The sequence below is a fragment of the Amycolatopsis sp. NPDC004169 genome (assembly GCF_040610315.1).
In the GTDB taxonomy this organism is placed as follows: Bacteria; Actinomycetota; Actinomycetes; order Mycobacteriales; family Pseudonocardiaceae; genus Amycolatopsis.
This window is the reverse complement of sequence record NZ_JBEXMD010000068.1, coordinates 13,235-37,739: the sequence shown is the minus strand read 5'-3', so window position 1 is coordinate 37,739 and position 24,505 is coordinate 13,235. Positions and strand designations below refer to the sequence as shown.

Sequence of the window (24,505 nt, the reverse complement as noted above, 5' to 3'; positions counted from 1 at the left end):
CTACTCGCTACGACAAGCTCGCCATCGTCTACCGATCAGCGGTCGTCCTCCATGCCGTGATCACCTGGACCAAGGCATTGTCAGACACGCCCTAGCGGCCGTAGCCCTCCGCCGCCAGCACCTTGCCCATCAGCTCGTAGGCGGCCGGGTCCTCCGGGGCCACCGTGGCCAGGCCGTCGACGTAGCGGTTGTACATGCAGAACGCCGCCGCGATCAGGACCGTGTCGTGCAGTTCGACGTCGGTCGCGCCCTCCGCGCGCGCCGCCGCGATCAGCTCGGGTGTCACCGCCCGGCCGGTTTCGCGGGTGGCAAGGGCGATCCGCAGCAGCGCCTTCATCTTCGCCCCCAGCGGGGCGTCGTCGACGCCGGCGCAGGCCGCGTCGACCACCGCGCGGCCGCCGTCGAGGGTTTCGGCCGCCGCCGCGGCGTGGCTTCCGTGGCAGAAGCGGCATTCGTTGCCGTTCGACACCACCGCCGCGATCAGCTCGCGCTCGCCGACGGTCAGGCTGCTCGGGCCGCGCAGGAGCGTCTGCGCCAGTGCGTTGAGCGGGACGGCGGTCTCGGGCCGGAACGCCATCAGGGAGCGGATGCCGGGCAGCTGCGGGTCGAGCGGGATGTGCGGCATCGGGTCCTCCTGGCGAGCGCGAAAGATCGTCCCGTGCAGTCTTTCGGGTGGCGGCGGCCCGGCCAACCTCCGTGTTGCCCAACCGGGCCGCCGCCGAAAGCGCTAACCGATCGCGAAGTCGTCCGCGTAGACGGCACTTTGGCCGTACCAGCCGTGGACGTAGACCGTCACCGCGCCCGACGCGCCGGTCGTGAACGGCACCGACAGCCGCGTCCAGCCGCTGCCGGACGTCCACGCGCTCGCCGTGGCTCCGCCCCGGACGCCGACGTAGGCGTAGTTGCCCTGCACCCACGCCGTGAGGGTGTAGGCGTGGTTCGGGGCGAGCGTCACGGTCTGCGCCGCTTCGCCGGTGGCCGACGCCGAGGGCGTCACCTGCAGGGCGTGCGTGCCCGAGTGCGCCGGCGAGGCGACGATCGTGTCGCCCGGGGCGGTCCAGGGGCTCAGCGCGCCGGTTTCGAAGCCGCCGTTGACCACGCCGCCCGCGGGCGGGGTGCCCTTGACGGTGAGGGTGAAGGTGGTGCTGTGGCTGCCGGAGGCGGCGGCGCCGGTGACGGTGAGCGGGTAGACGCCCGGGACGGCCGCCGAGGTGGTGCTCACCGAGAGCGTCGCGCTGCCGCCCGCGGTCACCGAGCCGGGGCTGACGGCCGCGCTGACGCCGGCGGGCGCGCCGGTGACCGAGAGGGTGACCTGCTGGGCGGAGCCGGAGGTGACCGCGGTGCTCACCGTCGCCGACGCCGAGCCGCCCGGGTCCACCGCGGCCGAGGCCGGGTTCGCGGCGAGGGAGAAGTCGTTGCCGGGCACGGAGGTGCCGCCGGTGAAGGGTTCGAACGCGTGGCTGAAGAACCAGGTGTCCTGGGCGATGCCGGAGCAGTTGTCGGCCGCGGCGCCGCCGGGGCAGCTGCCGTTGTCGCGTTGCAGCGCCCAGAAGGACAGCGTGTTGATGCCCTTCGAGACGGCCCAGTTGTAGACGGTGGCGGCGTCGGCGGTGGTGAACGTCTCGGCCGGGCCGAAGTCGTCGACGCCGATCATCTCGGTGATCCCGACCGTCGCCCACAGCTGCGCCTGGGTCTTGCCCGGGTAGAGGGCGGCCAGCTGCGAGACCAGGCCGGTGGCGGCGGTCTGGGTGTCGGTGGCCATCTGGTGGGCGGCGTTGTCGTAGTAGTCGAAGGTCATCAGGTTGACGACGTCGACGCGGGTGCCGTTGGTGACGGCGTTGCGCAGCACGTTCAGGCCGCTGTCGGCGAGGCCGCGGGTGGTCGTGGGCAGGGTGTAGGAGATCTGCAGTGGGCGCCCGGAGGCCGCCGCCCAGTCCTGGACCTTCTTGAGGGCCTTGTTGCGGCGGTCGATCCCGGCGGAGTTGGTCAGCGAGTTGTCCTCGATGTCCATGTCGAGCCGGGGCACGTCGTAGGTGGTGATCACCGCCTCGTAGGCGGCGGCGATGGAGTCGACGCTGGTGCAGCTGTCGGCGATCTCGGTGCCGGTGTTGTCGGCGGTGTAGCCGCCGAAGGACGGGATGACGTCGCCGCCGCGGGAGCGGATGGTGGCGATGTCGGCCCCGAAGGTGCCGGTGGCGATCGGCATGCCGGTGTCGCCGTTCCAGTACACCGTGCAGGAGCCCTTGGTGGCGGCCTGGATGAACGCCATGGTGAGGTGCTTGGCGCCGGACTGCTGCGCCAGCGCGGCGGGGCTCTCGCCGGTCCAGGCTTCGAAGTACGGCGCGAAGACGTGCGCGGGCAGCGGCGTGGCGGCTTCGGCGGTGCCGGCCGCGGCGACCAGGGATCCGGCCGAGAACGCCGCCAGGGCAAGGGAAACGGACAATCGGGAGAAAGGTCTGCGTCGACGCATCTGCGCTCCTGAACCGGCGGGGAGCCGTGCGGCGGCGTGGCACGGCGGGACCGCTTCAGGATTGGATCAGACCAATCCACCCGTCAAGGTCTAGACCACTAAACCGGCCGGATGGCGGCAGTGATTGGTCGGCCGGCGAACCGGTCGCGAACACACCGGGTGAGCAACGATCGTGACAAAAACGTTCCAACTCGGCGGGGTGGCCGGTAGCGTTCTGGTCCGTGCGGGTGATCTGGGGGAAGAATGGACGACGCAGAGTGACCAAGCCGTGGCGAGCGGCGCCGAAGGCCGCCCTCTCCAGCCCGCTGACGCTGATCGTGGCGGCCGTGACCTCGCTGCTGGCGTGCTTCCTGGGCACCGCCGCGGTGCTGCAGGCCTCCGCGGCCGGTGGCGCCACGGTCCGGTACCAGACGGGCATCACCTGCCCGGACAGCTACGGCCCGGTGTTCGGCAAGGGCAACATGCCGGTGGCGAACATCCCGGCGGTGACCGGCGCGATCGAGCGCCACGCCGCCGCGCACGGGTTCGGCGCGCCCGTCGTCGGCCAGTTCACGAACGTGCTGCGCGGCACCGAGTTCAACGGCGACCCGCACTACAAGATCCGGCTCGGCTACCGCGACCAGGTGGGCCTGGACAACCTGACGCTGCAGCAGGGCACGCGCGCGCCGGGGCTGTGGCTGGGCAACGTGGTGGCCGACGCCGAGCACATCGGCGTCGGCACGAAGCCGAGCCTGCAGGGCGTGCCGCTGCCGCCGGTCACCGGCATCTACCGCGACCTGCTCGACCCGCCGCCGCGGTGGTGGTGCTCGCAGCAGTCGGGGGCGGTGATCGACCGGCTGGTCGACGACCCGATCGACTCGATCGTCTTCGCCACCGACCGCAGGACCTTCGACGACGCGGTCAAGGCGATCGGCCTGCCGACCGTGCAGTACTTCCAGGTCTCCTTCTACGAGCCGGCGCCCACGACGCTCAGCGCCGCGGAGGACCTGCTGCAGCGCTCGAAGGACCTGGTCGCCGACGTCCGCGCCGACCTGACCGCCCAGGGCCTCGGCTCGCTGATCGCCGCGGACGTCCCGACGTTCGAGCGTTCGGTGCAGATCGCCCGCCAGGCGCAGGACAACGTGTTCGTCTCGATCCTGCCGCTGGCGCTGATCAGCGTGCTGGTCGGGTGCGCCGGCCTCGGCACCGTGGCGCTGCAGTGGTACCAGCGGCGGCACGCGCAGCTGCGGCTGCTCTCGGCGCGCGGCAGCGGGCCCGCGGCGCTCGGCGGCCTCGCCGTCGCCGAGCTGGGCCTGCCGATCCTGCTCGGCGGCGCGGCGGGCGCGGTCGCGGCGCGGCTGCTGCTCGGCGTCTACGGCCCGCCCGGCCGCCCGGACCCGGGCGCCGAGCTGACGGCCGTCGGCGTCGCGGCCGGGACCCTGCTCGTGTCGCTGGTGCTGCTGGCGCTGATCGTCGCGGTCCGGGTGCACCGGGAGTTCGAGCTGGGCCGGGTGCGCCGCGGCGCCAAGCGGGTGCGGGTGCTGGCGTTCTTCCCGTGGGAGCTGGCCACGGCGGGCATGGCGTGGCTGGGCTGGACGCGGCTGACGCACTACGGCACGGCGTCGCGGCTGGGCAATCCCCTGCCCCAGGTGGACCCGCTGGCCCTGACCTACCCGGTGTTCGTCGTGCTGACCGTCGGGCTGCTGACCGCCCGGCTGGCGTGGCTGGCGCTGCACGCGTCGCACCGGGCCCGGTTCTGGTCGCGCCCGGCGCTGCAGCTGGCGATCCGGCGGCTGGCCGGCGCCCGCGCCCCGGTGACCGGGGTACTGGTCATCGGCACCCTCGCCATCGGCACGCTGGCCACCGGCATCGGCATCGCCGACGGCCAGGAGGAAGCGCTCGACACCAAGTCGGCGATCTTCGTCGGCAGCAACGCCCGCCTCGACACCGACAGCCCGATCGGCATGGGCCAGGTCGCGATGCCCGCGGCGCTGGCCGGGAACAGCACGGTGGTCGGCGAGCTGACCGGCACCGGCAGCGTGGTGCTGGTGGTCGATCCGGCGACGTTCGCCCGCGGCGCCGCGGTGGAGCACGTCCCCGGCGACGAGCTGCCCGGGCTGCTGGAGAAGATCTCGCGACCCGACCCGCGCGGCACGCCGGTGATCCGCGTCGGGCACACGGCCAAGCAGAACGCCAAGCTGCCCGACGACCTGCCCGACGCGGTGGTCGCCGGCGACCTGCCGGTGTTCCCGATGATCGGCACCTCCCCCGGCTACGTCATCTCCCGGACGGTGCTCAGCCACGCGCAGCTGGACGGCATCCCGAAGTGGAGCGTGCTGACCACCGCGTCGATGGCGGACGCGACCGCCGCGCTGCGGGCGGCGGGGGTGTTCATCCCGAACCGGATCAGCCGCGAGTCCGCTTTGGACGGTCTGCCGTTCTTCGTGGTGTCGTGGACGTTCTCGTTCGTGGCGCTGCTGGGCGCGGTGCTCGGGGTGGTGGCGATCCTCGCGCTGCTGGTGGCGGTCGAGGTGCGGCGGCGGCAGAACGCCCTGGCCGGCGCGCTGGTGCTGCGGATGGGCATGCGGCCGCGGACGCTGCTGGCCAGCCACCTGATGGAGCTGGGGGCGCTGAGCGGGCTGGCGGTCGTGGTCGGCGTGGTGTGCGGGGTCTCGGTGGCGGGCCTGTCGGTCCCCCGGTTCGACCCGGCGACGTTCCTCGCGCCGCGCTCGGCGCTGCCGGACCCGCTGCCGTTCGTGCTGACCGTCGTCGTGATCGGCGTGGCGGTGGTCGCGCTGGCCGGCTGGATCGCGGTGCGCTCGGTGCGCACCGCCCGGACCGCGGAGCTGATCCGTGCCTGAGAAGCCCATCTTTTCGCTGCGCGGCATCGGCGTCGACTACCCGACCCCCGCCGGGATCGTCACCGGCGTCGACGACGTCAGCCTCGACGTGCCCGCGCGCGGGATGACCGTGCTCGCCGGGCCGTCCGGGTCCGGGAAGTCGACGCTGCTGCGGGTGCTGGGGCTGTTCGAGCAGCCCGCGCGCGGCACGCTGACCTTCCAGGGCGCCGACGTCCGCACGCTCAGGCACCGCGAGCGGCGCGCGCTGCGGCGCCACCACCTGGGCCTGGTGTTCCAGAACCCGGCCGACAACCTGCTGGGCTACCTGACCGTCGCCGAGAACCTGCACGCCGCGGCCGAGGCCGCCGGGACCGAGTGCACCGCCGAGGACATCCTCGGGCAGCTGGGCCTGCACGGCACCGGTGACTGGAAGATCGCCGCGCTGTCGGGCGGGCAGCAGCAGCGGCTGGCGTTCGGGTGCGTGCTGGCCGCGCGCTCGACGGTGATCCTCGCCGACGAACCGACGTCCCAGCTGGACGAGGCGTCGGCCGACCTGGTGCTGGAAACCCTGCAGTACCTGGTGGACCAGGATTTCGCGGTCCTGGCCGCCTCGCACGACGAACGCCTGATCGACCTCGGCGCGCGGGTGGCCCGGCTGCACAAGGGTGCGCTCGAGGGCGTCGAAGAACGGGAGCTGCCGGCATGACACTCGTGGAAGCGGTCGGGCTGCGCCGCAGTTTCGCCCACCCGAGCGGCGACATCGAGGTGCTGCGCGGGCTGGAACTGCGCGTGGCCGCGGGCGAGCTGGTGACGGTGTCGGGCCGGTCGGGGTCGGGCAAGAGCGCGCTGCTGGCGCTGCTGTGCGGGTTCGACTCCCCCGACGCCGGCTGCGTGCTGCTCGACGGCGTCCCGATCAGCGGCGCGCCGCCGTGGCACACCTGCGCGGTGCTGCCGCAGGCGCTCGGCCTGGCCAACGAGCTGACCATCGCCGAGAACGTGGCCCTGCCGCTGCGGCTGCGCGCGGACGTCCCGCGCCCGTCGCCGAAGGCGATCGCCGAGCGGGTCACCGGCCTGCTGGACGAGCTGGGCATCGGCGACCTCGGCGACCGCTACCCCCTGGAGGTGTCGTTCGGGCAGCAGCAGCGGGTGGCACTGGCCCGCGCGGTGGCCGGCCGGCCACGGGTCCTGCTGACCGACGAGCCGACGGCCCACCTGGACGCCGGCTCGACGCCGCGGGTGCTGCGGCTGCTGCGCCACTGCGCCGAGGAGGGCGCGGCGGTGATCGTCGCAACCCACGACGACGAGGTCCACCGCATCGCCGACCGCCGCGTCCGCCTGCTCGACGGGGTCCTCACGGCCCTGCTGGACTGACCCCGCCGCGGCCCGGCTCCGCGACCACTGCCACCCGAGCCCACCCGGCCCGCGCCCCTCCGCTCGACGCCGCGCTCACGGCGCTACTGGACTTCCCCACGGTCCGGCGAAGTCAGTCGCTGCTGCGGTGTTCCGCGGTGGCAGCGGGGTCTGCCGACCTCCGCCGGAAGGCCGGGCGGCTCCGGTTCACCTTGGCCGGCAAGCACCTCGGTACCCACCACCCCGAAGCCGGGGATCATGGCGACCATCCGCCCGCGCCCCCTCTGCTCGACGCCGCGCTCACGGCGCCGCCGGACTGACCCGCGGTCCGGCGTCGGGAACCCCGGCGTAGTCCGGCAGGTCCACGCCGTTGATCGCGCGCTCGATCACCGGCATCAGCGCCTCCATGTCCGGTTCGGCGTGCTCGGCGCCGGCGTCGCGGCTCTGCACGTGGAGGCGGCCGATCTCCTGGTTGGCCTCGACGAACGGGCGCATCTGCGCTTCGTACCGGGCGAACCCCACCGCGGGGTCCCACCCGGCCGCGGCCAGCTCGCCGGCCAGCAGGTACGCGCCGACCAGGGCCAGCCCCGTGCCGCCGCCGGACATCGGGGACGAGCAGGAGGCCGCGTCGCCGATCAGCCCGACCCGGCCCTCCGACCAGCGGTCCATCACCACCTGGGCGACCTGGTCGAGGTAGAAGTCCGGGGTGTCGTCGAGGTGGGCGAGGATCTCCCGGGTCCGCCAGCCCAGGCCGGCCATCCGCTCGCGCAGCAGCCGCTTCTGCGCGTCGATGTCGCGGTGGTCGACGTCGAAGCCGTCCGAGGGGAAGGAAAGCATGGCCATCGCCCGGGTGGGGTCCTTGAGGGGCCGCAGCCCGGCCGAGCGGCCCTCGTGCTGGTGGTCGATCAGCCACCGGTCGATCCCGAACTCGTTGGGCACGCTGTAGAAGGCCAGCACCATCCCGAGGTGGCGGACGAACCGCTCGCGCGGCCCGAAGACCATCGCGCGCAGCGCCGAGTGCAGCCCGTCGGCCCCGATCACCAGGTCGAAGCGCCGCCGGTCGCCGCCAGCGAAGGTGACGTCGACGCCGTCGGCGTCCTGGGTCAGCTCGGCGATCCGGTCGCCGAAGAGGTACTCGACTTCGTCACGCGTGTCGTCGTAGAGCACCTGGGACAGGTCTCCGCGCAGGATCTCGATGTCCGCGATGTAGCCGTCGCCGCCGTCGTCCTCGGCGTTGAAGGTCTCCAGGACGGTCCCGTCGGCGTCCACCGTGTACGCGCCGGCGGTCTCCGTGCGGGCCGCGCGCACCGCCGCGTCCAGCCCCATCCGGCGGATGACCTCCTTGGCCACCCCGCGGGCGTCCACCGCCTGCCCGCCGGGCCGCAGCCCGGGTGCCCGCTCCACGACGGTGACCTCGGCGCCCCGCCGCCGCAGCCAGTGGGCCAGCGCCGGCCCCGCGATGCTCGCCCCCGCCACCAACACCCTGTTGCCGCTCATGCGGTCCCCCATCGTCGTTCCGGATGACGGTCGGGAGTGTAGTGGCTGGGTACGACAACCGATCAGGAATCGAGAAGCGCAGGTCAGGACCGCGGCCATAGCGTTGCCGACGTACCGCAGACCACGAGCTTCAGGAGCACCGAAGATGAGCACCCAGGGGATCAAGACCGTCCTGCACCCCGTCACCGACCTGGCCGCCGCCAAGGCCGTCTACACCGCGCTGCTGGGCCTCGAGCCGCAGGCCGACGCGCCCTACTACGTCGGCTACGACACCGCGGGCCAGCACATCGGGCTGGTGCCCGGCGGCGCGCAGCAGGGCATGACCGGACCGGTGACCTACTGGCACGTCGACGACATCGAGGCGAAGCTCGCCGAGGTCACCAAGGCGGGCGGGACGGTCAAGGACGAGCCGAAGGACGTCGGCAACGGCCGACTGGTGGCGACCTTCACCGACGCCGACGGCAACGTCCTCGGCCTGCTGCAGGACGCTCAGGGCTGATCGAGGGCGGTGGCCCGGCTGACCTCTTCCCAGGCGGCCAGGTCCGCCGCGACGGCTTCGTGGTGGGCGCGGATCGCTTCGACGGCGTCCGCGCCCAGCGCGAGCCGCAGCGGGGCGTCGGCGCTGCCCACCGCGCGGACGATCGCCGCGGCCGCCTTGGCCGGGTCGCCCGGCTGGGTGCCGTCCATGTTCTCGACCGCCGCCCGGGTTCCGCTCGTCGAAGCCGCGTAGGCCTCGATCGTGCGGGAGCGGTGCATCCGGCCGCCGCCGAACTCGGTGCGGAACGCGCCCGGCTCGACGATCAGCACCCGCACCCCGAACGGCGCCACCTCCGCGGCCAGGGCTTCGGAGATGCCTTCCAGTGCGAACTTCGCCGCGCAGTAGGCGCCGAAGCCGGGCGGGGCCAGCTGCCCGCCCATCGAGCTGAGCTGCACGAGCGTGCCGCTGCCCTGCGCGCGCAGGTGCGGCAGCACCGCCTTGGTGACCGCGACGGCGCCGAAGAACATGACGTCCATCAGGCTGCGCAGTTCCTCCAGGGTGAGTTCTTCGACCGCGCCGACCGAGCCGTGGCCGGCGTTGTTGACCACGACGTCGATCCGGCCGAACGTGTCCAGCGCGGTCTTCACCGCCGCGTCGATCTGCCCGGTGTCGGTGACGTCCAGTGCCGCGGTCCGGACCAGGTCGCCGCCGCGTTCCTGCAGGTCCGCCAGGGTTTCCGGGCGCCGGGCGGTGGCCAGGACGCGGTCGCCCGCGGCCAGTGCGGCCAGCGCGATCTCCCGGCCGAAGCCGGCGGAGCAGCCGGTGATCAGCCAGACGCGGCCGTCGGTGTTCGTCATCTTCCGTTTCCTCCCAGTGGTTTCCTCCTTTCCCATCCTGGAGACGATCACGGCCGGGCCGCCAACACCGATATCCTGCCGCGGCTACAGTCGGAGCCTGTGACCCCCGAGTTGCGGCAGCTCCGCTACTTCGTCGCCGTGGCCGAGGCGACCAGCTTCACCCGGGCCGCCGCCGGGCTGCACTTGGCGCAGCAGTCGCTGTCCCAGCAGATCAGCGTGCTGGAACGGGCCCTCGGCGCCCGGCTGTTCGACCGCGACGCACGCGGGACGCGGCTGACCGCCGTCGGACGGCTCTTCCTGCCCGAGGCCCGCGCGGTGCTGGCGCGGGCCGACGAAGCCGTCGCGACGCTCGGGCGGGCGGTGCGCGGCGAGATCGGCGACGTCCGGCTCGTCTTCCTCGCCACGACGGCGAACTACCTGCTGCCGCCGGTGGTGCGCGCGGTGCGGGAGCGGTTCCCCGGGCTGGCGGTGACGACCGCCGAAGCGCCGATCGCCGAGCTGGTCGACGGCCTGCGCGAGGGCCGGTTCGACCTGGCCTTCACCCGGCCGCCGCTGGTCGGCGACCTGGTGTCCCGGACGTTGCTGACCGAAGAGGTGTGCGCGGTGCTGCCCGTGGAGCACCCGCTGGCCGGGCGGGCGTCGCTGGCGCTGGCCGAGCTGGCGGACGAGCCGTGGGTGCTGACGCCGCGCAGCAGCTGGGAACCGTGGCACCGCAGCTACGACGGCGACTTCGCCGCGGCGGTATTCACCCCGCGGGTGGTGCAGCGGGCCGCCACCGTGCAGGGCCTGCTCGGGCTGGTCGCGGCCGGGGTCGGGGTGACGCGGCTGGCCCGTTCGTCGCACAGCCTGCGCCGTTCGGGGGTGGCGTTCGTGCCGCTGGACGGCGATGTCGCGCTCACGGAACTGGTGTGGCTGCCGGGCAACGACAACCCGGCGGTGCCGGCGATCGCCGAGGTCGCGGCCGACCTGGCGGCGGCGACGGACCTGACCCAGGCGGGCTGAGGCGTCAGAACGTCTTGGCGGTGTCGCGGGCGGCTTCGTGGGCGATCCGGCCGGCCTCGTCGGCGTCGCCGGTGAGGGTCGGGTGGAAGCGGATCTCGGTGACGTCGTCGATGCCGGTCCAGCCGAGCCAGCCGGTGAAGAACGGCGCCTGGAAGTCCGCGCCGAACTCCGGCCCGAGGCCGGGCGCCCACACGGCGCTGGTGTAGACGACCGCGGCGCGCTTGCCGCGGCCGGCGAGCAGGTGGCGGTAGCCGGTGGCCGGGTCGACGCCGAAGATCCAGCCGGGCTGGGACACGACGTCGACGAACTGCTTGAGCACGTACGGCACGCCGGAGTTCCACATCGGGACGCTGAACAGGATCCGGTCGGCGGCGTCGAAGCGGGTGAACGCCGCCCGCGCGGCCGTCCAGGCTTCGGCCTCCTCGCCCTGCGGGGTGCCGCCACCGAAGACGGTCATCTTGGCGCGGGCCGCGGCCGGGCCGAAGGCGGGCAGGGAGCCGTCCCAGAGGTCCCATTCGTCGATCTCGGCGTCCGGGTGCCGGTCGCGGTAGGTGTCCAGGAAAGTAGCTGCCAGGCGCAGCGACTGGGACGCTTCGCCTCGTGGGGACGCGGAAATGTGCAGCAGATCGGGCATGACTGTGCTCCTCGGACGGGTTCGGCTTTCGCCGGACAGAGAATCGGACTAGAGTCCGCTTATGTCCTCGAACCGTAGCGGACCGCAGTCCGCTTCGTCAACGCCCGCCGGGCTGCCGGTCCTCGGCGCGCCCGTCCGCGAGCGGGCCGACGCCGCCCGCAACCGGATCCGCGTCCTGGAAGCCGCCGAGAAGCTGTTCGCCGAACGCGGCGTCGACGCGGTCACCATGGACGACGTCGCGGGCGCCGCCGGCGTCGGCAAGGGCACCCTCTACCGCCGCTTCGGCGACAAGGGCGGCCTGGCGATGGCGCTGCTCGACGAGCGCGAACGCGAACTGCAGCAGCGGATCCTCACCGGCCCGCCACCGCTGGGCCCCGGCGCCGAACCCGCCGCCCGGCTCGGCGCGTTCGTCGAGGCCTACCTGGACCTGCTGGACCGGCAGCTGGACCTCGTCCTGCTGTCGGAGACCGCCACGACCGGTGCCCGGTTCCGGACCGGCGCGCACACGCTGTGGCGGCAGCACTGCCGGCACCTGCTCGAAGCCGGCGGGGCGCAGGACGCCGAGATCGCCGCGGACGTGCTGCTCGCGGCCCTGTCGGCCGAGCAGGTGCGGCACTGGCGGCGGGACCGCGAGCTCGGCTCGGCGCCCCTGGCGGAGTCGCTCGTCCGGCTGGCGCGGAGCTGGCTGCCGTGACGCACCGTGTCCGCGGCCGGGCCGGTCCGTAGAATCGGCGGCGATGCGTCGTCTTCGGTGGTACTGGGGAGCCCTCGTCCTCGCGTGCGTGGCCTTGCTGGCCGGGTTTTTCGTCTTCTTCGGCTCCGAAAGCAAACCGGGGCAGCCGCAGCCGCGGCAGGGCCCGCCGGGCACCGGCCCGCTCACCGTCGTCGCGATGGGCGACAGCACGGTCTCCGGCGAGGGCGCCGGCCAGTACACCGCCGACACCAACGGCCAGGGCGGCAACTGGTGCCACCGCTCCCCCAACGCCTTCGTCGAGAAGATCGCCGTCCCGGGCATCACCGCGCACGTCAACCTGGGCTGTTCCGGCGCGCCCGCCGAGCAGGTCGCGCTCGGCGACGTCAAGCAGTGGACCGAGGGTTCGCAGGCGCAGCGGCTGGCGGCGCTGGTGAAGGACCACCGGGTGGCCGCGGTGGTGATCGCGGTCGGCGCGAACGACGACCCGAAGTTCTCCAACCAGGTCAACGACTGCTTCAAGGCCTGGTTCGACGCCGGTGGCCCGTCCTGCAGCACCGCGCTGAAGCAGACCTGGCAGTCCAAAGTGGACGCGATGGTGCCGAAGGTCGCGAAGGCGGTCGCCGACGTGAAGGCCGTGCTGGCGTCCGCCGGTTACGTGCCCGCGGACTACCAGCTGATCCTCCAGTCCTACGCGGCGCCGATCGGCCCGGACCTGCCCGAGGACCTGCGCAGCCTCAACGGCTGCCCGTTCCGCGCCGAGGACCTGCGCTGGATCGCCCAGACCGGGATCGGCGTGCTGTCCTCGGGCCTCAAGACGGCGGCGCGGCAGACCGGGGCCCGCTTCCTGGACCTGGCCAAGGCGGGCGTCAAGCACGAGGCGTGCAGCGGCGGCGCGAACCCGGCGACCGAGTGGTTCACCCGGCTGACCCTGCAGCTGGCCGACCTCGGCCGGGCCGAGCGCGCGGGCCACGCGCTGCAGGAATCGTTCCACCCCAACGCCACCGGCCACGCGGCGATCGCCAACTGCCTGACGGAGTTCATCGCGGCCAAGGACGGCAACGCCTCCTGCCTGGCCGGCGCGGACGGCAAGCTCCACGCGGTCCCCGAGGTCGTCGCCCGCTGACCCGCACGTACCCCAAGGGTCGGTTCCCGTACCCCGACGGTCGACCGGCGTACCCGGAGGGTCGGTTCGCGAGCCGACCCTCCAGATACGCAAGCCGACCCTCCAGGTACGCGAGCCGACCGTCCGGGTACGTCAGCCGACCTTGCGGACCGAGGTCGTCTCCACGTCGGCGGGGGTTCCGTCCGCGCCGAGCGGTTGCAGCGGCGGCAGCGGGACACCGCGTTCGTCCACGAGCACCGAGTGCGGTTCGCCGGGGGCGAACGCGTGCCGTTCGCCCCACTGCCGGAGCGCGACGACAACGGTGAACAGGTCGCGCCCAGCCGGGGTCAGGACGTAGACCTGGCGTCGGCCCGAGGGCGCGGTCCGCCGGTCGAGGACGCCGTGCTCGACCAGGCGGCGCAGCCGGTCGGTCAGGATGTTGCGGGCGATCCCGGTGCGCTGCCGGAAGTCGGTGAACGACCGGGCGCCGTCCATCGCGTCGCGGACCACGAGCAGGCTCCAGCGGTCGCCGACGAGGTCGAGCGCGCGCGCCACCGGGCAGTTCGGGTCGGTCCAGTCCTCGGTCACCACACCTCCGGAAGAGTTGCTGTTCGCAACCATTCTGCCGTACGGTCGGATCAGTTGCAAACTGCTACCAATGGAGGCGGGATGGGCCGGAACACGGTGCTGGCGGCCGTGTGCGCAGTCGCCGTCGCGAGCATCTACGCCGCCCAGCCCGCCCTCGCCGGGATCGGCGCGGACCTGGACGTGCCCGCGGCGGACCTGGGCTGGATCGTCGCGGCCGGTCAGCTCGGCTACCTCGCGGGCCTGGCCCTGCTCGTGCCGCTGGGCGACCTGCGGGACCGGCGCCGGCTCATCGCGGGACACCTGGCGCTGACGGCGGCGGGCGCGGTGGTCGCCGCGGCCGCGACCCGGCTCTGGGTGCTGCTGGCCGGGCTGGCCGTCGCCGGGCTGTTCGCGGTCGTCGTCCAGACGACCGTCGCCTACGCCGCGGCGAGCGCCGCGCCCGGGGAACGCGGCCGCACCCTGGGCACGGTCACCTCCGGCGTCGTCCTCGGCATCCTCGGCGCGCGCGTGGCGGCCGGGGCGCTGGCCACGGTGTGGGGCTGGCGCAGTGTGTACGTCGTGCTCGCGGTGCTCCTGGTGACACTGGCGGGAGTGGTGCTGAGGACGCTGCCGCCCGACCCGCGCCCCGGCCGGTCCTCGTACCGGGACGCCTTGGCCGGCCTGGGCCGGCTGTTCCGCGAGCGGCTGTTCGTCTCACGCGGGGTGATCGCGTTCTTCCTGTTCGCCTCGTTCGGCACGCTGTGGAGCGGGCTGACGCTGCCCCTCTCCGCCGCGCCGTGGCGGCTGAGCGCGGCGCAGATCGGCCTGTTCGGCCTGGCCGGGCTGGTCGGCGCGCTCGGGGCGGCCCGGGCGGGCCGCTGGGCCGACGCGGGGTTCGCGCGCCCGGTCACCCTCGGCGCGCTCGCCCTGCTCGCCGTCTCGTGGGCGGCGATCGGGCAGGCGCCGTGGTCGCTCACGCTCCTCGCGATCGGCGTGGTCGCGCTCGACTTCGCCGTGCAGGCCGTGCACGTCGGCAACCAGCACCTGCTGACCACCGCGCACCCGGGGACGACCAGCAGCGCGATCGGCGGCTACATGCTCTTCTACTCGCTCGGCTCGGCACTGGGCGCGACCGCGACGACGACCGCGTTCGCCGTCGCCGGCTGGGCCGGTTCGAGCGTTCTCGGCGCGGTGTTCGCGCTCTGCGCGCTGGCCGCCGCGCTCACAGGTCGAGGGCGGCCCGCAAGGCGATGTCGATCCGCTCCTGGACGTCCTGGTCGATCTCGGCGATCCGCTCGTCGAACCACGGGCGGTAGAGCCGGGTCAAGTTGAGCGTGGACACCCAGTAGCGGGCGTCGATCGCCACGCCGAGGATGTCCATCGGGTCGCGGTCGAGCAGTTCGGTGCCGAGCAGCCACGGCCGCTCGGACTCGTTCACCCCGTCCGAGGACAGCAGCACCACGGTGCGTTGCCGGGCCGGTTCGGTCGGGGGGTGGTACGTCCAGACTTCACCCCTGCGCACGCAGATCCTTCTCCGCCGCGCTGCGTTCGGCCTCGTCCGATTCCGCGGCGGCCGGTTCCGGCTTCTGCGGGGTGTAACCCGTGCGCACCGCCTCGCGCCTGGCTGCCTTCGACAGCCAGGACGAGACCGAGATTCCGTGGGCTTTCGCGGCTCGTTCGGCGAATTCCAGCGCGCCGCTGTCCAGCGAAAGCGTGACCTTACGTGTTGCCATACCTTTTACCGTACCAGCGCCCCGGCCGCCGGACGGAGCGCCGGCGTCAGAACGTCGGCGAACGTCCCTCGAACGGCGTAGAGAGCACCACCGTCGTGCGGGTCGACACCTTCGCCGCCTCCCGGATCCGCCGCAGCAGGTCCTCCAGCGCCAGCGGCGACTGGACGCGCACCAGCAGGATGTAGGACTCGTCGCCGGCCACCGAGTAGCACGACTCGATCTCCTTGATGTGCTGGATCCGCTGCGGGTAGTCGTCCGGGGCCGCCGGGTCGTTCGGCGTCAGCGAGATCAGCGCGGTCAGCGGGAGCCCGATCTGCTCGCCGTCGAGCCGCGCGGTGTAGCCGAGGATGACCCCGCGCTGCTCGAGGCGGCGCACCCGCTGGTGCACCGCCGACACCGACAGCCCGACCCGCTCGGCGAGGTCGGTGAAGCTCCGCCGCCCGTCCGCCGCGAGCTCCTGGACGATCGACTGGTCCAGCGGCTCCAGGCCGCCGGCGGTCATGCGTCCAGCACGACGAGCTCGTGCGGCTGGTTGTTGACGGACTCGGCACCGTCTTCGGTGACGATGACGATGTCCTCGATCCGGGCGCCCCACCGGCCCGCCTGGTAGATGCCCGGCTCCACGCTGAAGGCCATGCCCGGCTCCAGCGGCAGCGCGTTGCCGGCGATGATGTACGGCTCCTCGTGCACGTCCAGGCCGATGCCGTGGCCGGTGCGGTGGATGAAGTACTCGCCGAAGCCGGCCTCAGTGATGACGTCGCGGGCGGCGGCGTCGACGGCCTCGGCGGTGACGCCCGGCTTCACCGAGGCGACCGCGGCGGCCTGGGCGCGCTGCAGCACCGCGTAGGTCTCGGCCACGTCGGCGTCCCGCGGCGTCCCGACGGCGTAGGTGCGGGTGGAGTCGGAGTTGTAGCCGGCAGGCAGCGGGCCGCCGATGTCGACGACCACGACGTCACCCTTTTCGATGACGCGGTCGGAGACGTCGTGGTGCGGGCTGGCCCCGTTCGGGCCGGAGCCGACGATCACGAAGTCGGCCTGGACGTGGCCCTCCTCGACGATGGCCGCGGCGATGTCGGCGCCGACCTCGGCCTCGGTGCGGCCCGGCCGCAGCCACTCGTGGACGCGGGCGTGCACCCGGTCGATCGCCGCACCGGCTTCGCGCAGCGACGCGATTTCCGCGGCGTCCTTGCGCATCCGCAGCTCCCGGACGACGGGACCGGCCAGCGTCTGCTCGGCGGTGCCGAGGGCGGCGCGCAGGGCGAGCACGTGCAGGGCCGGGGTGAAGTCGCTGACGGCGACGCGGCCGGGCTTGCCGAGCCGGTCGGCGACGAGCTCGTACGGGTCGTCGCCGTCGACCCAGGTGAGCAGCTCGACCCCGAGGTCGTCGGTCGGGACGTCGGCGTACCCGGGCGCCTCCAGCTTCGGCACGACCAGCGCGGGCGTGCCCTCGGCCGGGACGACGAGGGTGGTGAGCCGCTCGAACGAGCCCCCGGCCTGCCCGAGCAGGTACCGCAGGTCCGAGCCGGGCGCGATCAGCAGGGCATCGGTACCGGCGGCGGCCGCGGCAGCGCGGGCACGGTCCAGCCGCACCCGCAGGGCGGCGGCATCGGGAGCGGGCGTGTGAAGGGAACGGCGCGACATGACGCCGAGCCTAGTGGGGCGGCAGGGGAACCGGCCGCGCCCGGGGCCACGACATGCCGAGCCGGGTGACCCGACCCGCCCCGGCGGCCGCCGGTCGGCACCGGACCGTCCTCGCACGCGGGGCCCCCCGTTTTCCACGCTACCGGTCACCACCGACAATTCCGGGCCCGGAACCTGCCCGGCCGCAGCCTTCGAGGCGGATCCGCCGGCTGCCGCCGGGACTCCCGTCCGAAGGGCGAGAACACGACACGCCCCACCCGGGACTCACCTCCTCCCGTGCCGAGTAGCGTGGCTCGTCCCTCTCCCCCGCCTCCGGCATGGCAGGCTGTGCGGGTGACCGGATCCCTTGCCCTGCTCGACTCCGCGAGCCTGTACTTCCGCTCCTTCTTCGCCCTGCCCGACTCCCTGCGCGCCGCCGATGGGACGCAGGTCAACGCCGTGCGGGGGTTTGCCGACACGATCGCGCGGATCCTCACCGACCGGCGGCCCGCCCGGCTCGTCTGCTGCCTGGACGCCGACTGGCGGCCGAAGTTCCGCACCGACCTGCTGCCCAGCTACAAGGCGCACCGGGTGGCCGAGGAAACCGGCAGCGGCCCGGACGTCGAAGAGGTGCCCGACACGCTCACCCCGCAGGTCCCGATCATCCTCGACCTGCTCGAAGCCTTCGGGTTCGCCACCGCCGAAGCCGCAGGCTACGAGGCCGACGACGTCATCGGTGCGCTGGCCACCAAGGAGAAGGCCGACCCGGTCGAGGTCATCACCGGCGACCGGGACCTCTTCCAGCTGGTGCGCACCGAACCCACGCCGACCTCGGTCATCTACGTCGGCAAGGGGTGGGCCAAGGCCGAGGTGCTCGGGCCGGCCGAGATCGCCGAGCGCTACAGCCTCCCGCGTGACATCGCCGGGCCCGCCTACGCCGACATGGCCGCCCTGCGCGGCGACCCCTCCGACGGGCTGCCCGGCGTCGCCGGCATCGGCGAGAAGACCGCCGCGAAGCTGATCACGCAGTTCGGGTCGCTCGAAGCACTGGTCGCCGCCGGGGAAGCCGGCGACTCCGCCCTCCCGCTCAAGACGCGGCTGCGGCTGAAGGAGGCCGCGGACTACCTCGCCGTCGCCCCCACCGTGGTGCGCGTGGCGGTCGACGCGCCCGTCGAGCAGTCCCGCCCCGACACCGTCCCGGCGACTCCGGCCGACCCCGAGCGGGTCGCCGAGCTGACCGAGCGGTGGAACCTCGGCCAGCCGGTCGAACGGCTCCTCAAGGCCCTCCCCGGCGCTTAGAAGTACGTGCCGCACCACGGTGCGGCCGTCGTGGTGAACAGCTCGTCGGCCGCACCGAGTGCCGCCGCGGTGCGGACGTCGACGCGGCCGGCCTCGGCCAGCGCCGTCGCCGTCCACTGCCCGAGGTAGAGCATGCCCAGGGTGTCGACGTCGAAGGCCAGGTCCGCGGCCGCCTCGGTGCGCCGGACGCCCTCCGGGCCGATCTCGTAGTGCCCGGTGTTGGCCGGCAGCTGCCGGTCGGTCACCGCGACCACCACCGGGGCGGCCGGGCGGTAGGTGCGGGCGGCCAGCGCGGCCGCGACGTCGACCGGCCGCAGCCACAGGTCGTCCTCGACCGCCGTGGTGGCCGCGTGCCGGTGGTCGGCCAGCATCAGGGCGAGCGGCTCGTCGACCGGCCGGTACCGGGCGTACACCTCCGACACCAGGTCCACCGACAACAGGTACCGCCACAGCGCGGCCCGCGCGGCCGGGCCCGCCGCGTGCAGGTCGCGGACGTCCAGCAGGGCACCGTGGTCGGGCGAGTCGGGCGACCGGCGGCCGACCGTGTGGTAGACGACGAACCCGTCGTCCCCGTCCGGTCCACTGTGGACGGCGACGACGTGCCCGCCCTCCGCGCTCACCTGCCGGTCGTGCGAGATCGGCCACCACCGCTGCGGCCGCCCGATCATCCCCGGCCGGTGCAGCCCGATCCGCCGGTACAGCCCCGGGATCTCCTTCACCGCCTCCTCCGGCGTCAGCAACCGGACCTCGCCACCAGCCGCGACGCGCTCGTGCAGCCGGGCGGCAGGCCGCGCCACCCGCAGGGTCTTGCCGAGCGCGGCCGAGCCGTAGCCGAACCGGCCGTAGATCGTGGGCTCGCTGGCGTGCAGGACGGCCAGCGGCACCCCGCGGTCGGCGAAGTCCCCCAGCTGCGCGGCCATCATCGCGCTCAGCACCCCGCGGCGGGTCCGGTCGGCCCGCACGGCGACCCCCTCCACCGCGGCCACCGGCAGGGTCTGCCCGCCCGGCACGGCGATCTCGGTGTCGTAGGAGGACACGATCCCGATCGGGCTGCCGCCTTCGAACACCCCGAACTTCCGCTCCGCGGGCCAGGACTCCCCGACCCGGGCCCAGACGTCGTCGGGGACGGCCGTGGCGTGCAACGCGCGGCGCAGCAGGTCGAACGTGCTGCGCCGCTCTTCCCCGAGGATCGGGCGGACGTCGAAGGCGGTCATCCTCCCGATCCTGCCGTCCGCGGCCGGACCCGGCACGCGGTTTTCCGCCACTCAGAAGTGACTGCCGCTCCAGGCCGCCTGCCCGACGCCGAACAGCGCGTCCGCCGCCGCCGGGGCGGCCGGGTCGCGGACCTCCAGCCGGCCCGCCGCCGCCAGCGCCGACGGCCGCCAGGTACCGAGGTAGATCATCGCCAGGGTGGTGACGTCCACGCGGAGCCCGGCCGGCCGGTCCGTGCGCTCCACCCCGTCCGAGCTCACCAGGTAGGTGCCGCTGTTGCCCGGCAGCAGCGGATCGGTGACCTCGACGAGCACCGGCGCACCCAGCCCGTACGTCCGGCCGGCCAGTGCGGCCGGGACGTCGACGAGCCGGATCCAGTGCTCGTCGCCGATCCGGTCGACGCTCCCGCGCCGGTGATCGGCCAGCAGCAGGTCGATCGGGTCGTCCAGCGGCCGCGAACCGGCGACGATCCGGTCCACCAGGTCCAGGCCGAGCAGGAACCGCCACAACCCGGCGTACGCCGCCGCCGAGCCGGCGAACAGGTCCACCAGCTCCAGCGTTTTGGTCCACGGTGGCGCCAGCGGTCCGTCGACGTGGTAGACGGCGAACCCGTCCGGCCCGCCCGGACCGTGGTGCACGACCGCCTTCGCCGGCGTGGCAGATCGCCGCAGCTGCATCTCGTACAGCCGCCACAGCACCTCCGGCCGCGACATCATCCCCGGCCGGCGCTCGAGCCCGTCGTACACAGCGGGGCAGACCTCGAGGGCCCGCTCCAGGTCCAGCAGTTCCAGCTCCCCGCCCGACGGCGCGTCCGGGCGCAGCCGCGCCCGGTGCCGGTCGAGGCTGTAGGTGCGGTGCCGCGTGGCCAGGCCGTAGCCGAACCGGCCGTAGATCCCGGCCTCCGACGCCAGCAGGTTCGAAAACACCACCCCGCGCCCGGCGAAGTCCTCCAGCTGCGCGGTCATCATCGCCCGCAGCACCCCACGGCGGGTCCGGTCGGCCCGGACCCCCACCGACGTCACCCCCACCATCGGCAGCCGCGCCCCGCCGGGCACCGTCAGCTCCGCGTCGAACGAGCGGGCCGTGCCGATCAGCTCCGGATCGAACACCCCGAGCGTGCCCCCGGGCTGGTAGTACCGCGCCGCGTACACCCACTCGGCGTCGTCGGACGGCGGGGCGTGCACCGTCTCCCGGAACAGGTTGCTCGCCGCCCGGTGCTCCTCGGTGCCCAGCGTCCGGATCTCGAAGTCGCTCATCCCCGGATCATCTCCGGAAACGCCGAGGTCCGGCCACCGGAATACCCCGGCGGCCGGACCTCGGGCCACGCTACTTCGCGACCGGCGGGGAAACCTCGTAGTTCCCGCCGTCACCCTTCACCGTGATCGGCACCTGCTGCGGCTTCCCGGCGATGGTGGCGGTGCACTCGAACTTCGCGCCGTCCTGCACCTTCTGCTCCGCCGGGCAGGTGACCGCGGTGACGCCGTCGATCTTGTACGTCTCGGTCAGCAGCTTCTGCACGTCGGTCTGCATCTGGGTGTTGTTGAAGACCTGCGTCTTCAGGAACCCGGGCGCCACGAACCCCAGCACCAGGAACGCGGCGACCACCACGATCGCCGCCACCACGCCGATCAGCAGGCCCTTCTTCGACTTCGCCGGCTGCTGCTCCGGCTCCGGCCCGGCCGCGCCCGGGAACTGCTGCCGCCCGTAGTCGTACTGGCCACCCGGCTGCTGCCCGTACTGCGGCTGCGCCTGGGGCCCGCTCTGCGGGTACGCCCCGCCCGGCTGCTGCCCGTACTGCGGCTGGGCCTGCGGCCCGCTCTGCGGGTAGCCGCCACCCGGCTGCTGGCCGTAGGGCGGCGGCTGCTGGCCCCACTGCGGCTGCGGCGGGGCGTACCCACCGGGCTGCTGCCCCCACTGCTGGGGCTGCTGCGGCTGGCCCCACTGCTGCTGCTGGTTCGGGTCGTAGGAAGGCTGTTGCGGCTGCCCCCACTGCGGCTGCTCCTGCCCGCCGCTCGGCGGGTACGCGCCGCCCGGCTGCTGCCCGTACTGGGGCTGCTGTGGGTCGTTGCCGCCATACGGCGTGCTCATCTTCTGCCTCCGCCTGCTTCACTCAACTCGCTGTCCACCCCGAAACACCGCCAAGCCGCGCACACACGGTGTTGCAGGCGATCCAACCACAGGTTCCAGCCGAGCACACGTGTCCACGCTCACCCGCCACCCCACCGCCGAGCTGGGCTAACACCGAGTTCACGCGGCCCCGGCGGCCACGACGCCACGACGGAGGGCCTTGACCGCCTCGGCCGCCGCCGCACCCACCGGATCCGCCTTCCCGAGCACATCCCGGATCTGGTCCAGCAGGTCGATCACCTGCCGCGACCAGCGCACGAAGTCACCGGCCGACAGCTCCTGGCCGTTGGCCTCCGCCGCGGTCAGCACCTTCTCCAGGGATTCACCGCGGGCCCAGCGGTACACCGGCCACGCGAACCCGGCGTCCGGCTCCCGCGTGCGGTCCAGCCGGTGCCGCCGCTCGTCCTCGGTCAGCTCCACCCACAACCGCGCCGTTTCCTGCCACGCCTCGGGCACCGCCCCACCGGGCAGCCGCGGCTCCCCCGCGGTGTCCCGGCGCGCCTCGAACACCAGCGTCGACACGACCGCGGCCAGCTCGGCCGGGTTGAGCTTGCGCCACACCCCGTGCCGGATGCACTCCGCCGCCAGCAGATCCGACTCGCTGTAGAGCCGCGTCAGCCGCCGCCCGTGCTCGGTGACGCGGTCCTCACCGTCCCCGGCCGACTCCGGCCCCAATCCATCCATGCCCCCGCCACCACCCTCAACGGAGGCGCTTTGCGCCGCTGCCAAATACCCGCGCTCACCCAGCAACGCCAGGATCCGGTCGAACGCCCGCGCCAGCGAGTGCGTCGTCGCCGCGACCTTCCGCTCCAGCTGCTGCGTCTCCGCCGCGAGCCGCTCGTACCGCTCCACCCAGCGCAGGTTCGCCTCACGCTCGGCCAGCCCGTGGCACGGGTGCGCCCGCAACGCCCGCCGCAGCGCGGCCAGCTCGCCGTCCTCGTTCGCCCCCGACCGCCGCTTCTGCCGCCCCGGCAGCGAAATCCCCGCGTTCCGCAACGCCGACGCGATGTCCCGGCGCGTCCGCGGCGACCGCAGCTCGATGTGCTTGGGCAGCCGGATCCGCCCCAGCGCCTCCACCGGCGCCGGGAAGTCCGCGACCGACAACGGCCCCGACCACCGGTCCTCGGTCACCACCACCGGCCGCGGCTCCCGGATCGGGTCCAGCCCCGGATCGACCACCACCGCCAGCCCGGCCCGCCGCCCCGCGGGCACCGCGATCACGTCACCCTTGCGCAGCTTCTCCAGCGACTCCGCCGTCCCGGCCCGCCGCGCGGACGTGTTCTGCCGCGACAACGCCTTCTCCCGCGCCGAAATCTTCGCCCGCAGCTCGACGTACTCCAGCATCTCGTCGAAATCGCCGGTCACCGCGGCCGTGTAGCCCTTCAGCGCTTCCTTGTTCCGCTCGATCCGGCGTGCGGTCCCCACCACCGACCGGTCGGCCTGGAACTGGGCGAACGACTGCTCCAAAAGCTCCCGCGCCTCGGCCGCACCGACCTGCGCCACCAGGTTGACCGCCATGTTGTAGCCCGGCCGGAACGACGACCGCAGCGGGTAGGTCCGCGTCGACGCCAGCCCGGCGACCTGCTTCGGGTCCACCCCGGGCTGCCAGGCGACGACCGCGTGCCCCTCGACGTCGATCCCGCGCCGCCCGGCCCGCCCGGTGAGCTGCGTGTACTCCCCCGGCGTCAGGTCGACGTGCGCCTCGCCGTTGTACTTCACCAGCCGCTCGAGCACGACCGTGCGCGCCGGCATGTTGATCCCCAGCGCCAGGGTCTCGGTGGCGAACACGACCTTCACCAGCCCGCGGACGAACAGCTCCTCCACGGTCTCCTTGAACGCCGGCAGCAGCCCCGCGTGGTGCCCGGCGATCCCGCGTTCGAGGGCCTCCCGCCACTCCCAGTACCCCAGCACGCCCAGGTCACCCTCGGGCAGGTCCGCCGTGCGCTCCTCGATGACCCGCCGGATCTCCTCGACCTCACCCGGCCCGTTCAGCCGCAGCCCCGACCGCACGCACTGCGCCACCGCGGCGTCACAGCCCGCCCGGGAGAAGATGAACACGATCGCCGGCAGCAGCCCGGCCCGGTCCAGCTGCTCGACGACGTCGACCCGCGACGGCGGCCGGAACCGCGGCATCCGCGACGGCGCACCGCGCCGGCCCCGCGGCCCCCGGAACCCGGCCGGCGCGTACTGCCTGCCGATCTCCTCGGTCCGCCGCAGCAGGGTCGGGTTGATCCGCAGCTCGGCGTTCGGCGCGTGCACGTCGTCCCCGGCGAACAGGTCCAGCAGCCGGTTCCCCACCAGCATGTGCTGCCACAGCGGCACCGGCCGGTGCTCGTCGACGACCACCGTGGTGTCGCCCCGCACCTCGACCAGCCACTCGCCGAACTCCTCGGCGTTGCTGACCGTGGCCGACAGCCCGACCACGCGGACGTACTCCGGCAGGTGCAGGATCACCTCTTCCCACACCGCGCCCCGGAACCGGTCCGCCAGGTAGTGCACCTCGTCCATCACGACGTACCCGAGGTCGGTGATCGTCGACGAGCCGGCGTAGAGCATGTTGCGCAGCACCTCGGTGGTCATCACCACCACCTGCGCGTTGCCGTTGATCGAGGTGTCGCCGGTCAGCAGGCCGACCGCGTCGCTGCCGTAGCGGGCCACCAAGTCGGCGTACTTCTGGTTCGACAGCGCCTTGATCGGCGTCGTGTAGAAGCACTTGCGGCCCTCGGCGAGGGCCAGGTGCACCGCGAACTCGCCGACGATCGTCTTGCCCGCCCCGGTGGGCGCGCAGACGAGCACGCCGTGGCCGTCTTCCAGGGCCTGGCACCCGCGGATCTGGAACTGGTCGAACTCGAAGGACACCTCCGCGGCGAAGCGCGTCAGCTGGGGGTACTTCCCACGGCGTGCGGAGGCCGCATAGGCCTCGGCCGGGGACGGAGAAGGGCTACTGGCCACCTCGTCAGGGTTTCACACCCCTCCGGCAGTTCGCACGTTGCGTGCAACGACCAGCCGTACAGTTCGTTATACACCCGGAGGAACCGCGGAAC

General features: G+C 73.4%; 23 protein-coding genes. 9 read left to right on the top strand and 14 right to left on the bottom strand.

Annotated features, from left to right (window positions below; all coding sequences use genetic code 11):
* Nucleotides 1-91: 91 nt before the first annotated feature.
* Together ABZX11_RS45680 and ABZX11_RS45675 are read right to left on the bottom strand one after the other, a co-directional pair.
* A complete protein-coding gene (locus ABZX11_RS45680; RefSeq protein WP_176169520.1) occupies nucleotides 92-625 on the bottom strand; it encodes a carboxymuconolactone decarboxylase family protein in 534 nt (177 codons plus the stop codon).
* Between the two features lie 102 nt (nucleotides 626-727).
* Entirely contained in the window at nucleotides 728-2,443 is a 1,716-nt protein-coding gene (locus tag ABZX11_RS45675; RefSeq protein WP_354925022.1) for a glycosyl hydrolase family 18 protein, read from the bottom strand.
* A gap of 284 nt (nucleotides 2,444-2,727) precedes the next feature.
* Here ABZX11_RS45675 and ABZX11_RS45670 point away from each other — a divergent pair, with 284 nt between their 5' ends.
* The 3 genes from ABZX11_RS45670 to ABZX11_RS45660 are packed head-to-tail and all read left to right on the top strand — an operon-like array spanning nucleotide 2,728 to nucleotide 6,660.
* Entirely contained in the window at nucleotides 2,728-5,310 is a 2,583-nt protein-coding gene (locus ABZX11_RS45670) for an FtsX-like permease family protein (protein ID WP_176169518.1), read from the top strand.
* On the top strand, nucleotides 5,303-5,995 hold the full coding sequence (locus tag ABZX11_RS45665; RefSeq protein WP_354925020.1) for an ATP-binding cassette domain-containing protein: 693 nt from the start codon (nucleotides 5,303-5,305) through the stop codon (nucleotides 5,993-5,995). Before ABZX11_RS45670 ends, ABZX11_RS45665 begins: the two co-directional genes overlap by 8 nt.
* Nucleotides 5,992-6,660 (top strand): ATP-binding cassette domain-containing protein, encoded by a 669-nt coding sequence (locus ABZX11_RS45660; RefSeq protein WP_176169516.1) that lies wholly within the window; start codon nucleotides 5,992-5,994, stop codon nucleotides 6,658-6,660. The genes ABZX11_RS45665 and ABZX11_RS45660 overlap by 4 nt, the downstream gene beginning before the upstream one ends.
* Before the next feature lie 279 nt (nucleotides 6,661-6,939).
* On the opposite strand, the gene ABZX11_RS45655 is transcribed toward ABZX11_RS45660, so the two are convergent.
* Entirely contained in the window at nucleotides 6,940-8,136 is a 1,197-nt protein-coding gene (locus tag ABZX11_RS45655; RefSeq protein WP_354925018.1) for an FAD-dependent monooxygenase, read from the bottom strand.
* Nucleotides 8,137-8,281: 145 nt separating this feature from the next.
* Here ABZX11_RS45655 and ABZX11_RS45650 point away from each other — a divergent pair, with 145 nt between their 5' ends.
* Nucleotides 8,282-8,635 carry a VOC family protein gene (locus ABZX11_RS45650; protein WP_176169513.1) on the top strand — a complete coding sequence of 118 codons (354 nt, stop codon included), beginning with the start codon at nucleotides 8,282-8,284 and terminating at the stop codon, nucleotides 8,633-8,635.
* Here the strand turns inward: ABZX11_RS45650 and ABZX11_RS45645 are convergent.
* Nucleotides 8,626-9,471 carry an oxidoreductase gene (locus tag ABZX11_RS45645; protein ID WP_176169512.1) on the bottom strand — a complete coding sequence of 282 codons (846 nt, stop codon included), beginning with the start codon at nucleotides 9,469-9,471 and terminating at the stop codon, nucleotides 8,626-8,628. The two genes, ABZX11_RS45650 and ABZX11_RS45645, sit on opposite strands and share 10 nt — an antisense overlap.
* Nucleotides 9,472-9,570: 99 nt before the next feature.
* On the opposite strand from ABZX11_RS45645, the gene ABZX11_RS45640 reads away from it, so the two are divergent.
* On the top strand, nucleotides 9,571-10,473 hold the full coding sequence (locus tag ABZX11_RS45640) for a LysR family transcriptional regulator (RefSeq protein ID WP_354925016.1): 903 nt from the start codon (nucleotides 9,571-9,573) through the stop codon (nucleotides 10,471-10,473).
* A gap of 4 nt (nucleotides 10,474-10,477) precedes the next feature.
* Here the strand turns inward: ABZX11_RS45640 and ABZX11_RS45635 are convergent, their stop codons facing one another.
* Nucleotides 10,478-11,107 (bottom strand): NAD(P)H-dependent oxidoreductase, encoded by a 630-nt coding sequence (locus ABZX11_RS45635; protein ID WP_354925014.1) that lies wholly within the window; start codon nucleotides 11,105-11,107, stop codon nucleotides 10,478-10,480.
* 61 nt (nucleotides 11,108-11,168) lie between these two features.
* On the opposite strand from ABZX11_RS45635, the gene ABZX11_RS45630 reads away from it, so the two are divergent.
* Complete coding sequence (locus ABZX11_RS45630; RefSeq protein WP_354925012.1) at nucleotides 11,169-11,801, top strand: helix-turn-helix domain-containing protein; 633 nt, start codon at nucleotides 11,169-11,171, stop codon at nucleotides 11,799-11,801.
* A gap of 43 nt (nucleotides 11,802-11,844) precedes the next feature.
* Nucleotides 11,845-12,924 (top strand): GDSL-type esterase/lipase family protein, encoded by a 1,080-nt coding sequence (locus tag ABZX11_RS45625; protein ID WP_176169508.1) that lies wholly within the window; start codon nucleotides 11,845-11,847, stop codon nucleotides 12,922-12,924.
* 132 nt (nucleotides 12,925-13,056) lie between these two features.
* Here ABZX11_RS45625 and ABZX11_RS45620 read toward each other — a convergent pair whose 3' ends face one another.
* Entirely contained in the window at nucleotides 13,057-13,491 is a 435-nt protein-coding gene (locus ABZX11_RS45620) for a helix-turn-helix domain-containing protein (protein ID WP_254896606.1), read from the bottom strand.
* 81 nt (nucleotides 13,492-13,572) lie between these two features.
* On the opposite strand from ABZX11_RS45620, the gene ABZX11_RS45615 reads away from it, so the two are divergent.
* Nucleotides 13,573-14,802 carry an MFS transporter gene (locus ABZX11_RS45615; protein WP_354925009.1) on the top strand — a complete coding sequence of 410 codons (1,230 nt, stop codon included), beginning with the start codon at nucleotides 13,573-13,575 and terminating at the stop codon, nucleotides 14,800-14,802.
* Here the strand turns inward: ABZX11_RS45615 and ABZX11_RS45610 are convergent.
* The 4 genes from ABZX11_RS45610 to ABZX11_RS45595 are packed head-to-tail and all read right to left on the bottom strand — an operon-like array spanning nucleotide 14,693 to nucleotide 16,844.
* Nucleotides 14,693-14,992: a hypothetical protein gene (locus ABZX11_RS45610; protein WP_003092405.1), complete on the bottom strand. Its 300-nt coding sequence runs from the start codon at nucleotides 14,990-14,992 to the stop codon at nucleotides 14,693-14,695. The genes ABZX11_RS45615 and ABZX11_RS45610 overlap by 110 nt on opposite strands.
* Nucleotides 14,979-15,203 (bottom strand): hypothetical protein, encoded by a 225-nt coding sequence (locus ABZX11_RS45605; protein ID WP_091311498.1) that lies wholly within the window; start codon nucleotides 15,201-15,203, stop codon nucleotides 14,979-14,981. The genes ABZX11_RS45610 and ABZX11_RS45605 overlap by 14 nt, the downstream gene beginning before the upstream one ends.
* Nucleotides 15,204-15,249: 46 nt before the next feature.
* Entirely contained in the window at nucleotides 15,250-15,705 is a 456-nt protein-coding gene (locus tag ABZX11_RS45600) for an Lrp/AsnC family transcriptional regulator (RefSeq protein WP_176169504.1), read from the bottom strand.
* Nucleotides 15,702-16,844, bottom strand: a complete 1,143-nt coding sequence (locus ABZX11_RS45595; protein WP_354925007.1) for a Xaa-Pro peptidase family protein — start codon at nucleotides 16,842-16,844, stop codon at nucleotides 15,702-15,704. The genes ABZX11_RS45600 and ABZX11_RS45595 overlap by 4 nt, the downstream gene beginning before the upstream one ends.
* Before the next feature lie 333 nt (nucleotides 16,845-17,177).
* Between ABZX11_RS45595 and ABZX11_RS45590 the strand changes: the two genes are divergently transcribed.
* Nucleotides 17,178-18,122 carry a 5'-3' exonuclease gene (locus ABZX11_RS45590; protein ID WP_176169502.1) on the top strand — a complete coding sequence of 315 codons (945 nt, stop codon included), beginning with the start codon at nucleotides 17,178-17,180 and terminating at the stop codon, nucleotides 18,120-18,122.
* Here ABZX11_RS45590 and ABZX11_RS45585 read toward each other — a convergent pair.
* The 4 genes from ABZX11_RS45585 to ABZX11_RS45570 form a co-directional block, all read right to left on the bottom strand.
* A complete protein-coding gene (locus tag ABZX11_RS45585) occupies nucleotides 18,119-19,336 on the bottom strand; it encodes a GNAT family N-acetyltransferase (RefSeq protein ID WP_354925005.1) in 1,218 nt (405 codons plus the stop codon). The two genes, ABZX11_RS45590 and ABZX11_RS45585, sit on opposite strands and share 4 nt — an antisense overlap.
* Before the next feature lie 51 nt (nucleotides 19,337-19,387).
* Complete coding sequence (locus ABZX11_RS45580) at nucleotides 19,388-20,590, bottom strand: GNAT family N-acetyltransferase (RefSeq protein ID WP_354925003.1); 1,203 nt, start codon at nucleotides 20,588-20,590, stop codon at nucleotides 19,388-19,390.
* 70 nt (nucleotides 20,591-20,660) lie between these two features.
* A complete protein-coding gene (locus ABZX11_RS45575) occupies nucleotides 20,661-21,422 on the bottom strand; it encodes a DUF4333 domain-containing protein (RefSeq protein WP_354925001.1) in 762 nt (253 codons plus the stop codon).
* 159 nt (nucleotides 21,423-21,581) lie between these two features.
* A complete protein-coding gene (locus ABZX11_RS45570) occupies nucleotides 21,582-24,413 on the bottom strand; it encodes a DEAD/DEAH box helicase (protein ID WP_176169500.1) in 2,832 nt (943 codons plus the stop codon).
* Nucleotides 24,414-24,505: the final 92 nt, after the last annotated feature.